This is a genomic window from Chloroflexus aurantiacus J-10-fl, assembly GCF_000018865.1.
Taxonomy (GTDB): Bacteria; Chloroflexota; Chloroflexia; order Chloroflexales; family Chloroflexaceae; genus Chloroflexus; species Chloroflexus aurantiacus.
The window spans coordinates 1,885,789-1,898,427 of record NC_010175.1 but is presented as its reverse complement, the minus strand read 5'-3'; the positions used below and the strand labels follow the sequence as shown (position 1 = coordinate 1,898,427).

The window sequence follows — 12,639 nt, the reverse complement described above, 5'->3', positions numbered from 1 at the left end:
CAACGTGTAGCAGTCAGTGGCGTGAGGGAGCCATAATGATGCCTTGATCATTCTTACAGGTGACTCAGCGATACATTGCGGCGGGTACTCCGTTAGATCGACCGAACGCAAGGGAGTAGCGTTATCTGTCCACAACGCTATCACGCCCCAGATTGGCTACCTTCCACGCTTTGTGATGCCCGTATCGCATAGTTTGGTATGCGGAAGCCATACCTCCGCACCAACTGCGCGCAATACCTGGTGTGGGTCTCACCGGTCAACCTGCCAGTCACGAGTAGATTGCTGCGTTCTCTCACCGTAGACACTCTTGCGCTGCTCGCCGACCACTGTCAATTGCGCCGTGGACTGTTTGCGGGTTGCTGTCGAACGCGGTGGCTTCACCGGCAAAATGCAGCGATCCTTCTGCCGCTGCCAGTGCCGGTCGTGCCCAAGCCATTCCCGGCAGCAGATGGGCATAGCCACCTCTGGCAAAAGGATCATGTGCCCAGCGATAGCGGCGAAACCCGGTACACCGCCTGGCCACATCGTCACGGCCCAGGATGCGGCTGAGTTCGGCGAGTCCCAGCGTTCGCACTGTATCATCGGGTAAGCGGTCAAGTATTTCGGCCCGACTGGCCGTTACGTAACAGCAGATTAGGGGCGCACTCAGATCGGGATGGGCCGGCGTCCACCAGCGGGCAAACAGGCCGCCGTGCGCAGCGTAGGCAAATCCGGCATCCCACAGCGGCTCATCGAACCAGAAGAAGTGTTTGGTGGCCGATAAGGTGCGAAATGCGGTTATTGCCGCCTGTTTGGAAGCGGAAAGTGGCGGATCAAACCGAATCATCCCGGCAGCCAGCACTGCTACTGGTACCGTGATGATGCAGTGACGCGCCCGCAAGATGCTGGCCGGCGTTTTAATCTGAACTTCATCAGCCTGATGGATGATCGCGTGTACCGGCGAACCTAACCGAATATCGAGGTCTCGTGCCAGCCAGTTCAGCAGCGTATCGTAGCCTTCACGCAACCGGAATTCGCGAGGACCGGCGCGATCTCCGCGTATTTCGCGGGCCAGATCAACACAACTAAGTGTTTCCAGTTCAGCGCAACAGGTCTGCGCCAGGACGACATCGGCAATCGGTAGCCTGGCCGGGTCAACTCCGCGCTGTATCAATTCGGCGGCCAGGGAACGATCAGCAGCGTCATCAGCGTACTGTGTCGCCAGCTTATGCCACACATCCCGTGCCGCAGTAATTGTCTGCCAGGCCGGGTCTGTGGCCGGTAAATCCTGGACTAAGCGGGCAGGTGTACCCCAACGTAACCCGTTGTAACGGTCAACCTCAGCGAGGGTCAGCCCGGCCATGTGCGCCAGCGCTACCGTACTGGTGTGCTCACCGTGGATCAACTCGGCCCCTAACTCGATTGGATAGGGGCCGCAGCTCCGTTCAGTCCAGACGCGGCCACCGATGCGTGGCCGGGCTTCAACAATGGTTACCCGTGCACCGGCGTTGTGCAAGGTGCGGGCCGCCGCCAGGCCGGCTGCACCGGCGCCAACGACGACCACATCAAATACGTCAGATGCCAATCGAGACATACTTGATATCCAGATATTCGTCAATACCGGTTGGCCCGCCTTCGCGTCCGATCCCACTCTGCTTGACACCGCCAAACGGTGCCTGTGCTGTCGAGGGAATGGGATCGTTGATACCGATGATCCCGTATTCCAGCCCTTCCGCCAGGCGCCAGACCCGACCGACATCGCGGGTGAAGGCGTAAGCTGCCAGACCATACGGCGTATCATTCGCCATCCGAATCACTTCTGCCTCGTCGTCGAAGGGAATGAGCGGGGCAACCGGGCCAAACGTCTCTTCACGGGCAACCAGCATATCGCTGCGCGCATCAAGCAGCACCGTCGGCAACCAGAAATTGCCGCCGAGCGGGGCAGGTCCGCCACCAACCAGAACTCGCGCACCGGCAGCAATAGCATCGTGAACGTGACGTTCAACCTTCTGGCGGGCCTGATCATCGATGAGTGGGCCAATGTTGACCCCCGGCTGTAAGCCATCACCAACCGTCAGGCGGTTGACTTCAGCCGCAAAGCGTTCGGCAAAGGCCGCATAGATAGGACGCTGCACAAAGATACGATTCGCACACACACAAGTCTGACCGGCGTTACGGAACTTCGAGGCTACTGCGCCGCGAACCGCAGCATCGAGGTCGGCATCAGCGAAGACGATAAATGGCGCATTTCCGCCCAATTCCAGCGACACCCGCTTAAGGGTGTCGGCTGAGCGGCGCATCAGCTCTTTGCCAACCTCGGTGCTACCGGTAAAGCTAATCTTGCGCACGCGAGTATCGGCGAAGATCGTGTCGGCGAAGGGGCGCGGGTCCTGACAGGTCAGGATATTGATCACGCCGGGTGGGGCACCGGCCTCGCTGAAGAGTTGGCCTAGCGCCAGTGCCGAGAGCGGGGTCTGCTCGGCAGGCTTACAAATGACCGTACAACCGGCGGCCAGGGCCGGCCCCAGCTTGCGGGTTATCATCGCGCTCGGAAAGTTCCAGGGTGTAATCATCGCCACTACACCCACCGGTTGACGTAACACCAGAATCCGTTTGGCGTTGGTCGAAGCGGGAATCGTCATGCCATAGATGCGTTCCGCTTCACCGGCAAACCAGCTCAGAAAACTCGCAGCGTAAGCGATTTCGCCGCGTGCTTCGGCCAGCGGCTTGCCTTGTTCGAGGGTCATAATAGTGGCGAGTTCTTGCTGCCGGTCCAGCATCATCTGCGCAACCCGCCGTAACAAGGCGGCCCGCTCACCGGCTGGGGTGGCTGCCCAGCCCGGCTGAGCGGCTACGGCTGCCGCAATTGCAGTTCGTGTCTCTTCGACGCCAGCGTTGGGGACATAACCCAACACTGTGCCATTTGCCGGATTGATTACCGCAAACGTTGCCCCATTGTTTGCATCACGCCATTCGCCATTTATCAGCAGACGCAATGGCAGCGTTGACAGCACGTCCTCTGCGGTCGCAGTCATCGCTCACTCCTTTCTCAACGGCACCTTCGGCGAACAGAATAACCAGTTTTCGGGTAACCTGTGCTTCTTCTATTGTACAGCGTTTGCCCAGAGAGTATACTAACAGTGGTATTGGACAACGGGTGAACGAGGGCTGGTCTCAAGCGAAATCACCTTTCTGGCAGGCCGACATTTCTTTCAGGTAACGGCTATCCTGATAGCACGCCAACCTGTTCATTAATCGCAACACAGCCGTGGATGATTATATGCAACCATTCTTCTCGATCTATCGCCACAATCTGGCCCGATTAGCGGTGGCTATTCCCGCAGTACGGATTGCCGAACCGGTCTTCAACGCTGAACGAACGATTGCTCTGGCCCGGCGTGCTGCGGCTGAAGGGGCAATTCTCGTGCTGTTCCCCGAACTCGGCATCTCGGCCTACAGCAACGATGATCTCTTTCAGCAGTCAACCCTCCTCGATGCGGTTGAGCAGGCACTACTCACGATTGCTGCGGCGGCCAACGACATCAATGCCCTGCTGCTCGTCGGCGCTCCCCTTCGGCACGAAGGCCGGCTTTTCAACTGTGCGGTAGCCATCTACCGCGGACAGATTATTGGCGTTACGCCGAAGAGTTATTTACCGAATTACCGGGAATTTTACGAAAAACGCCATTTTGCCGCTGCCCGTGATGCTATCGGTGACACTATCCAACTGGCCGGTCAGAACGTACCTTTTGGCACCGATGTAATCTATGACGTTACAACCCTGCCCGGTCTTGCTGTACACGTTGAAATTTGTGAGGATTTGTGGACGCCGCTCCCACCCAGTACCTTTGCGGCGCTAGCCGGGGCGACAGTTCTCTGCAATCTGTCGGCATCAAACATCACGATTGGCAAAGCCGATTACCGGCGGGCGTTGTGTATGAATCAATCGGCGCGCACCCTTGCCGCCTACCTCTACTCGGCTGCCGGGCCGGGTGAGAGTACGACCGACCTGGCGTGGGATGGACACGCGCTGATCTGCGAAAACGGCGAGCTGTTGGCCGAGTCGCAGCGCTTCTGCGACGAGGAACAGATCATTTTTGCCGATGTCGATCTGGAACGCCTGCTTCAGGAGCGCGCCCGCCAGACCAGCTTTAGCGACAGTATTGGCGACTACCGCTCACACGTGCGTCACATGCGCCGTATCCCGCTCGCCATCACCCTGCCGGTTGTGACCGACCTGCGGCGCAGTGTTGCCCGCTTCCCCTTTGTGCCCAACGATCCGGCGACCCGTGATGAACGCTGCTACGAAGCCTACAACATCCAGATGCACGGTCTCATGCAGCGCATGCGCAGTGCTGGAGTGGAAAAAGTGGTGATTGGTGTTTCGGGCGGTCTCGACAGCACCCAGGCGCTGATCGTCGCGGCCCGCACGATGGATCGGCTGGGGTTGCCGCGTCAGAATGTCCTGGCCTACACGATGCCCGGCTTTGCGACCAGCAGCCAAACCCGGCGCAACGCGCACGCGCTGATGACAGCGCTCGGCGTGAGTGCGCATGAAATTGACATCCGCCCCTCGGCGTTGCAAATGCTCCGCGATCTGGGCCATCCGGCAGGCGAAGGCGCAGCCGTCTACGATGTCACGTTTGAAAATGTACAGGCCGGCGAACGAACCTCGCATCTGTTTCGCCTCGCCAACTACCACAATGCGATTGTCGTCGGCACCGGTGATCTGAGTGAATTAGCACTCGGCTGGTGTACCTACGGAGTAGGCGATCAGATGGCGCACTACAACGTCAATGCGTCGGTGCCGAAAACCCTCATCCAGCACCTGATTCGCTACGTCATCCGCAGCGGCGAACTGGGAGACGAAGCCAACCGGGTGCTAGAGTCAATTCTGGCGACTGAAATCTCGCCTGAGCTGGTACCGGCTTCGAGCAGCGACGACAAACCGGCGCAACGCACCGAAGAGATTATCGGGCCATACGCGCTTCAGGATTTCAACCTCTACTACATCACCCGCTACGGCTTTCGTCCGGGTAAAGTTGCCTTCCTCGCCATGCACGCCTGGGGTAATGCCGACGTTGGTGCCTGGCCAGAGGGGTTACCGGCAAACGAGCGGCGCGCTTACGACCTGCCGACCATCCTGCACTGGTTACGGGTCTTCCTGTTCCGCTTCTTCCAGATCAGCCAGTTCAAGCGGTCGGCCATGCCCAACGGTCCCAAAGTCGGCTCAGGTGGCTCGCTCTCGCCGCGCGGCGATTGGCGGGCACCGAGTGATGCGCGGGCAACGGTGTGGCTGGCTGAACTTGATCGGGTGGTGGCGGAGGTGGGGGATACGCTTGAGAAAAAGCATTGGGATGTGCGAAATGCATGATCGCACCGATCTGACGCATGAGAAAGTGAGATAATCACCAGCGAAGAGAAAATCGGTGTCATCCACGCAAAGCCATCACACCGTACCACAACGAGTCTGGGAAAGACGGATGATCGATATAGGAGTCTTGCCCAATGTTGAGGTGAAGGTATTACTTTCACCTTCCCTGATAGCATTCTGCGGATATGCGCTTAGAATTCTACATAAGGTGCTATGTTATGTCATTGTATACAACGGCACGACGCTGGCTAGCCACGAACTCTTCACGTGTTTACTTAGAACGCTTTCTGCAACAAGCTGCCCGACAACTACCGGCAGGTAGCCGTGTGCTTGATGCGGGTGCAGGAGATTGTCGATACGCTGGCCTGTTTCAACATACCAACTACATAGCCGTCGATTTTGCGAAAGTGGCGAAGCCATACGGTGAACTTGACGTCATTGCTGATCTGGTTCATTTACCATTTCCATCCGCGTATTTTGATGCGATTATCTGCACCCAGGTGCTTGAGCATCTTCCAAAACCGCAGATTGCATTGGGCGAACTACACCGACTGCTGCGTCCCGGCGGAAAGTTATGGCTCACCGCGCCACTCTACTACGAAGAGCATGAGGCGCCATTTGATTTTTATCGCTACACCCGGTTTGGTCTCGACCATCTGCTTTCCGCTGTCGGTTTTCAGATCACATCACTCACACCATTGGAAGGCTACTGGGGAACACTGGCGTATCAATGGCGTTCGGCAGCGTACCAGTTACCCTGGATACTGCCCTCCTCCTATGGCAGTCCTATCGTGCGACTTGTTTCAATACCTTTTCTGATCACCATGAAACTGATGTTAGCAAGCGCGAGTGTGTTTGCCACGCATGTAGACCTGCGGTATTACGATACATCACGCTGGCATTGTAAAAATTACAAGATAGAGGCGTATAAACCAGATATACCCCAAAGTACCCTGTAGCAACAGTAAGGTACATACAAAGAGCGCGGCACACAGGTGCGTGCCGCGCTCTCACCGTCCCTTTAGCCTATCAAATTAATTGATCGGAATAGCGTTATAGTCTTCGGCGACAATATCTGCCGTGTTCGTTGCCGAGTTCGCCGATGCGATACGAACAACGGCGACAATCTGACAACCGGTTCCGGCACATTCAATCGTCGCACTGCCACCAAAGCCACCGATGTAGCCAAACTCCGCAAGGTCGGCTGTCGTCTTGCCTGCCGCAGGTGTGGCAGCGATGGGGGTCGAGTTCGTCTTCTGACCAGAGTTGATAGAGCTGATCGTATGGGTACCAATCAGATTACCATTCAAATCGTAGTATTTGACCGTAATGGTGCCTGAAGCACCCGAACCGACATTCTGAATGGCAATAAATGCGCGTTGTCGGTTACCGGGGTTAATATCGAAGCGGGTTTGCGTCCAGCGCACATAAGGTGCTGCCAGCTTGCTGGCACCGGCAGACGCACCAACGAATGCGGTGGCCAGTGCGGCGTATGCCGGGCTGCCTGAGAAGACCTTACCAATGGCGACAATCGGTGCGCCCGAACTGGTAATGGTTGCTGAGCCACTAAAATTACTCGGGATACCAGAGGCACTGCATGTCTGGAAGCTGAATTTCGCGTTAGCCGGAATATTTGCGGTCTGAGTTGCAACTGTATTGTTGTTTGTATCTTTATACGTCACAGTGACAGTTGCCGAATTTGTGGTGCTGGTGTTCTGCACAGCATAGGCAGAGCGCTGCTGAGTGCTACCAAAATTGCAGAGGGCGCTTGGCATGTAGACCGTATTACTCCCCTGGGCAACACCCTCAAACGCGCTCACTTTGTAAGAAGTATCGGTTGTTGCTTCAATTGCCGTAGCCACAACTTTACCGGTAGCTTGAATGGTTGCCGATCCGTTGAAGCTTGTGCCGAGCTGGCTAATGGTACCGGCATCAAAGAAGCGAGCGGTACCAACATTCAATGAAAAGGTCTCGGTGTGGGTAGGCGTGGCTGAACCAACGGCAAAAAATCGCAACGTTACGTTAACATTTGTTGTGTCAGCATTTTGGATTGAGAATTTGGTGGTCTGATTAAACGTATTCTTCAATACCGTTGCAATCAGAACGTTGTTGCTACCATCGTTGCTACCAAAGCCATTGGACAGGGGGCGATTGCGTACATTTGCATTCTGTGGCAATTGCACAACCGTCGCCACAATTGGCTGATCCGAGGAAATGACCGCCGAACCCTGCCCGGAAAAGCCGCTCAGCTCGCTTGTTGAGCCAACATTGAGCGATGCACCGGCATTAGCAGCAAGAGTGCGGCTGAATGAAATTGGCGTACCGCCCGATGTCGGGTAAAAGGTAAACGTAATGTTTGCGGTAGCGGTGCCGACGTTCTGGTACGTAATGGATGTGATAAAGTTGGTGTTGTAGGCACTGCCCTGTGCGCTCACCGGAAGTGCAGAATGAGTTGCCAGGAGCAGCGCAATCACTGCTAAAAGGGCATTGAACACACGACGCATAGCTATCTCCTCTCCTGAACCGATATGCTCGTTCGGTCGTATCATACTGTTGCTGCGCAGGATTAGCGATACCACCAACAGGTTATTTGCGCTACTCGCTTTGGGTAATAGGCTTGCACTGAGCCTTGATTGTAAGTAACATTAGCGATACGAGATCGCGCTGGTTGTGCTTGTGTAAAAATGGAAGAAGCTACGTTCTTCTGAGATAACAAGATTTATTCGCTCGTTGCCAATGATGAGGTGGAGGGAGCCTTGCGTACCATTATCGTCTTGTGCCTGTTGTTGAGCTTGACCGCTTGCACCACAGCTCAACCTACACCCACGCCCACTGATGAATTAATCATTCCAACCCCGGTAAGTGGGCAGGCTGTTGTCTATGGTCGGGTACTTTCCAGTATTACTGGACAACCAATCTATCGAGTTCGGGTGGCTTTCGCGGAAGTGATTCGCAATGGTGAAACGGCGATCTTTGTCGATGACGCTGCCTTTAGTCCTTTCGCCGAAACTGACACCGATGGTCGTTTTGTGCTGCCAGATTTGCCACCCAAAGAGTACGTGATTGTCATCGGTGACCCGTTTGGCCTCAATGATGTGGTGCGTAATCCTGATGGATTACCAAAGGTGTGGAACATCGAAGCCGGTCAACAGCTTGATATTGGCGAGGTGCGTGTCAATATCGGGGTCTAATACTTTTGGGTTATTGGCTTGTTTTGGGTATTAATGAGCGATACAGCCGTTCATATTGTCGCGCCGCAGCGGTGATCGAGAATTGTGCTGCTCGTTCGCGGGCAGATGTTGCTAATCGCTGCGCCAGTCCAGGATTGCTGATTAACCGGATCATTGCTTGCGCCAGCGCCGGTGGACTCTGCGGTGGCGCGAGCAAGCCAGTTTGTTCGTGTAGAACAAGTTCACGTGTGCCGGGAATGTCAGTTGCCACAACGGGTGTGCCAACAGCCATCGCTTCCAGGATGACTGTTGGTAGTCCTTCCCATAGCGATGCTGAGAGCAGTACATCAAGACCGGCGATAATATCAATTGCATCGGGACGCGCCCCCAGCCAGAAGACTGCCTGAGACAAACCAAGAGCGGTAGCTTGCTCCCTAAAGCGTTGCGGCTTTTCGCCGTAGCCATCTCCAACGATAATCAGTACAGCGTGGGGTAGCTGCTCGCGTACCAGCGCAAAAGCCTGCAAGGCATCGGGGATACCTTTCTGTTCGGTCAGCCGTCCAACTAATCCAAAGAGAGGAATATTGGGATGTAATCCCAAATCCTGGCGAATGTTTGTACCGCGTCGCTGCTGAATTATCCGCTCAATGTCAATCCCATTATTAATTGCCCAAATTGGTTGCCGGGTCATGCGCACCAGGAGATGGTGACGTAAATTGTCAACAATTGCGCTCGATACACCAACCTGCACAGTGGCAAGGAATGGATAAAGCATTGCGGTGGCTAATCGCAATAGTGGATGATTGGGAAATTCGCAGGTGGTATGACAGGTACGAATCAAGGGGATAGACCGATTTGTTAATCGCAGACCCATCCCAATGACGCCGGCATATTCACCGTGAGTATGAATGATGTCGGGGCGAAGACGTTTTATTAACGCACGGAGGTCTGTTAGTGATTGAACTACAGCGTGTGTCATGCGGGGATTGTAAGGCGGGCCATAATGGACCTCGATCCCATCATGTCGTAACTCGGCTTCCCACTGTTGTTCAACCGGTCGATCAAAGCGCCATAGACAAACCATCTGTACGCGAAATAGCCGCCGATCCAGCGCCTGTGCCAGCCGGATACTGTAGAGTTCCAACCCTCCGCCCAGATCACCTACGATCAGGCCAGGTATCAATTGAACCACACTGATACGACCGTCCATAGCCCGACTTTTATTCCTTTCCATATCGACTGGCAAGTTCATGCCGGAGCGCTTGCTGACGTGAACGAGCCGTAGCGATATAGGATTTGATGTGATCAGGCAGTCCTTCCCGCTGCAAGCGGCAAAATGCCTGCCAGAGATCTGCAACGTTCACATGTTGAATGTCAAGGCAGCGATCAGGTAAACCCATATCGGATAGAATGCCGATACTCTTAGTCAGATAACCAATCGATAGGGCTGGTACGCCGGCATTTGTTGCCAAAATAAAAGAGTGAAGGCGGGTTGCGACGAAGTAATTCATGCACCCGTAAAGTGCCTGGAGCAGTGCCGGGTGAATGGGTTCATTGAGCATCACGACTCGTGCTTGATGTCGCACCCTTTGATACAGCCGCATATTGACCAGTCGGTCATCTTCCTCCTGGCCAGGGCCACAGGTCTGGGCAAACAGGACAACTACCGCACCCTGGTCAGTTAGACGATTGATGAACTCAACTAATGTCTCCTCGTAGTGTTGTTGTTGTCGAAAGTGTGAATTTTGGCCCTGCCAGTTGATAGCAGTAATACCAACGTACATTGTTGCCGCGTTGGGTATCGACAGTCGCCACCGCAACCATGCCTCGGCCACTTCGGCTGGAGCCGAGGGGAAGGCGAAAGCCAGATCTGGTTCGTAACGTGCTTCTTTTGCTCCCAAATCTTGTGCGCGGCGGAGCGAGATTGACTCACGGGTGAGTACCAGATCGGCTCTGGCTACAATCTGTCTCGCCAACCAGACTTGCAATGGATGATGGAATGGTCCAATGGATTGTGGCAGCATGACCAGCTTGCGCCGCATCACAAGTGCGCTGAGACTCAGTGCAGAGGCAAAGGTGAACCAGTGGTAGAGATACCCGCCACCACTTGCCACAACCAGATCGGCTGAAGCCAGTTCTGCGAGCAAGGCTTGTTTTTGAGGATCACGGAAGACTCGGATTGGTTTGCCTGTCCAGCGTACCAGGAGTGCGCCGATCAGTAAGAGGATGAGATACCATCCGCGAATAAATCGTGATGCCTTAACAGATTGCCGGTGCTGGTTGAGTTCGACCCCCCAGGCTGGTGGTGCAGCGTAGATTCGATAGGTTGGGAGCAGTGCCCGGGCAAGTGCTGGCTCGTTGAAGGTTATGCTAATATCAGCTTGCGGGAAAGCCGCGTGAAGCAGATTGAGAGTCTGGAGCAGAATTGCATAATCACCAGCATTTAACACTGAGTGATTATTGATCAAAACGATCTTCATATGCGTGTCTTGTGCAGTGTGTAGAGTGCGCCGATCCAATAGAACACACAAAGTGCTAGCTCAACCACGATATACGTTGCAGTTGCACCCGTGACACCGAAGGAGGGGATGATGATCAGACCTAACAACAGGCTGAGGATGACAACGATACTCTGCATAACAACGCGCAAGCGTTGCGCACTTAGTGCCAGCATAATGGCAACTGCAACGAAACTGAGGGATTTGAAGAGCGGTACCAGGCTAAGTGGTGTCAGCAAAGGAACCACTGCCTCGTATTTATTGCCGTAGAAGAGGCGGAGCAGGTCAGCGCCAAACCACCAAAAACCGAACAAGGCAATGATTCCATAACAGGTAGCTAAACCAAATATGCCGAAAATTATATGATACCTCTGTCGTCGTTCAATGTTTTGGCGACTCAATAGAGGTAGGCTTACATTGAACATTGCCATAGGTACCAGAAAACTCATAGTGATGAGATTGATCGCAGAGCGAAATATACCAACATCTACATCACTGGTAAACAATGCCAGAATGGCGATTTGAGCCTGAGAATAGATATTTGCCAGTACATCGGCTAAAACAAAAAAACCGGCACTCCGTATCAACTGCCCCAATCGTAGAGGCCGCCATGCTCCACGCCAGTGGTTGGCCAGTAATATTGCCGCAATTATCAGGACAGTACCACTTACAATGCTCTGGCCGACAACCAGTGTCGCTACCTGGGGTGGCCAGTTCATCAACAGGAGTATCAGCACCACTACCAGCAAGGCGTCGAGACTCTGTAAAACAGCGACCAGCCCATTTCGACTGAGTGCATGGAACATTACGTAACCGGTATTAAGGTAGCTCTCGGCAATGATGCCAAGCATGCCGACGATGATGAGCCAACTCAGATCCGTCTGGTTCCAGGCCACTACTAATGCCCCTATAAGGATGCTGGCTGCACCGAATTTCAGGACTAGCAGGCGGCGAGCATTGAACGACAACAGGCTGGGGTCTCGACCACCTTCGCGGAGTAACCACGTGTCAAACCCAAGCCCCAGCAGGTTTGATATCAAGGTCAGAGTGGTAACTAGTGTCGCATATTGGCCATACAAGGCCGGCCCCTCAAAATAACGAACGAGTAAAATACCGGCAACTGCGCTGAGTATCCTTCCCAGAAGTGAGCCAGCAGCTACCGCTACAAAACCTCGAATGAGGATGAGCATTGCTGGTGAGGTGACATGGTGTAAGTGGTGTTTGATCGCAATAAGTTTAGGTGATGTCATTATTATTATTGTCTGATGTGTTGCTCAGTAAATCTTCGTTTCGGTTTGAGAGGTTTCTTTGAGTTCCGGTTGATAAATTCGATAAGTAAGTTTTGTCAACATTGTTGTTAAAACATGTTTGTATGTTATTAATTATGTTTGATTTTTCTTTTAAAAGACTTTGATTTATTTAAGAATGGCGCGAAAGATTATACCAGATAGTGTGTATGATTGTCAATAACGTCGGTTCTTCCTTGCACAACAGTGATATGTGGTTGGGGAAAACGGTCTTCAGAGAAATATCTCTTTCAGGTCGGTCAGGTATTTTTGTTTGGTGATATTGTCACGAACTCCAGATCCTCCATGATGGTGCTGCATACGTCTCTTTT

Annotated in this window: 9 protein-coding genes; 3 read left to right on the top strand and 6 right to left on the bottom strand. The window is 53.9% G+C overall.

Annotated elements, in window-relative coordinates; all coding sequences use genetic code 11:
* Window positions 1-292: 292 nt before the first annotated feature.
* The gene (locus tag CAUR_RS07190) at window positions 293-1,573 is read right to left on the bottom strand and encodes a flavin monoamine oxidase family protein (RefSeq protein ID WP_012660660.1); all 1,281 of its coding nucleotides are present in this window, start codon (window positions 1,571-1,573) and stop codon (window positions 293-295) included.
* Window positions 1,554-3,014, bottom strand: a complete 1,461-nt coding sequence (locus CAUR_RS07185) for an NAD-dependent succinate-semialdehyde dehydrogenase (RefSeq protein WP_012257259.1) — start codon at window positions 3,012-3,014, stop codon at window positions 1,554-1,556. Before CAUR_RS07185 ends, CAUR_RS07190 begins: the two co-directional genes overlap by 20 nt.
* 245 nt (window positions 3,015-3,259) lie before the next feature.
* On the opposite strand from CAUR_RS07185, the gene CAUR_RS07180 reads away from it, so the two are divergent.
* Window positions 3,260-5,353, top strand: a complete 2,094-nt coding sequence (locus CAUR_RS07180; protein WP_012257258.1) for an NAD(+) synthase — start codon at window positions 3,260-3,262, stop codon at window positions 5,351-5,353.
* Window positions 5,354-5,571: 218 nt separating this feature from the next.
* The gene (locus CAUR_RS07175) at window positions 5,572-6,312 is read left to right on the top strand and encodes a class I SAM-dependent methyltransferase (RefSeq protein ID WP_012257257.1); all 741 of its coding nucleotides are present in this window, start codon (window positions 5,572-5,574) and stop codon (window positions 6,310-6,312) included.
* A gap of 75 nt (window positions 6,313-6,387) precedes the next feature.
* Here CAUR_RS07175 and CAUR_RS07170 read toward each other — a convergent pair whose 3' ends face one another.
* The gene (locus CAUR_RS07170) at window positions 6,388-7,857 is read right to left on the bottom strand and encodes a CARDB domain-containing protein (RefSeq protein ID WP_012257256.1); all 1,470 of its coding nucleotides are present in this window, start codon (window positions 7,855-7,857) and stop codon (window positions 6,388-6,390) included.
* Between the two features lie 252 nt (window positions 7,858-8,109).
* Between CAUR_RS07170 and CAUR_RS07165 the strand changes: the two genes are divergently transcribed.
* Window positions 8,110-8,544, top strand: coding sequence for a carboxypeptidase-like regulatory domain-containing protein (locus CAUR_RS07165; protein ID WP_012257255.1), 435 nt, complete (start codon window positions 8,110-8,112; stop codon window positions 8,542-8,544).
* A gap of 10 nt (window positions 8,545-8,554) precedes the next feature.
* Here the strand turns inward: CAUR_RS07165 and CAUR_RS07160 are convergent, their stop codons facing one another.
* The 3 genes from CAUR_RS07160 to CAUR_RS07150 are packed head-to-tail and all read right to left on the bottom strand — an operon-like array spanning window position 8,555 to window position 12,271.
* The gene (locus tag CAUR_RS07160; protein WP_012257254.1) at window positions 8,555-9,733 is read right to left on the bottom strand and encodes a glycosyltransferase family 4 protein; all 1,179 of its coding nucleotides are present in this window, start codon (window positions 9,731-9,733) and stop codon (window positions 8,555-8,557) included.
* 10 nt (window positions 9,734-9,743) lie between these two features.
* A complete protein-coding gene (locus CAUR_RS07155; protein ID WP_012257253.1) occupies window positions 9,744-11,003 on the bottom strand; it encodes a polysaccharide pyruvyl transferase family protein in 1,260 nt (419 codons plus the stop codon).
* On the bottom strand, window positions 11,000-12,271 hold the full coding sequence (locus CAUR_RS07150; RefSeq protein WP_012257252.1) for a lipopolysaccharide biosynthesis protein: 1,272 nt from the start codon (window positions 12,269-12,271) through the stop codon (window positions 11,000-11,002). The genes CAUR_RS07155 and CAUR_RS07150 overlap by 4 nt, the downstream gene beginning before the upstream one ends.
* Window positions 12,272-12,639: the final 368 nt, after the last annotated feature.

Coding starts and splice junctions, on each gene's coding strand:
- CAUR_RS07170 (WP_012257256.1), bottom strand. CDS start 7,857: ATGCGTCGTGTGTTCAATGCCCTTTTAGCAGTGATTGCGCTGCTCCTG.
- CAUR_RS07160 (WP_012257254.1), bottom strand. CDS start 9,733: ATGGACGGTCGTATCAGTGTGGTTCAATTGATACCTGGCCTGATCGTA.
- CAUR_RS07175 (WP_012257257.1), top strand. CDS start 5,572: ATGTCATTGTATACAACGGCACGACGCTGGCTAGCCACGAACTCTTCA.
- CAUR_RS07180 (WP_012257258.1), top strand. CDS start 3,260: ATGCAACCATTCTTCTCGATCTATCGCCACAATCTGGCCCGATTAGCG.
- CAUR_RS07150 (WP_012257252.1), bottom strand. CDS start 12,271: ATGACATCACCTAAACTTATTGCGATCAAACACCACTTACACCATGTC.
- CAUR_RS07190 (WP_012660660.1), bottom strand. CDS start 1,573: ATGTCTCGATTGGCATCTGACGTATTTGATGTGGTCGTCGTTGGCGCC.
- CAUR_RS07185 (WP_012257259.1), bottom strand. CDS start 3,014: ATGACTGCGACCGCAGAGGACGTGCTGTCAACGCTGCCATTGCGTCTG.
- CAUR_RS07155 (WP_012257253.1), bottom strand. CDS start 11,003: ATGAAGATCGTTTTGATCAATAATCACTCAGTGTTAAATGCTGGTGAT.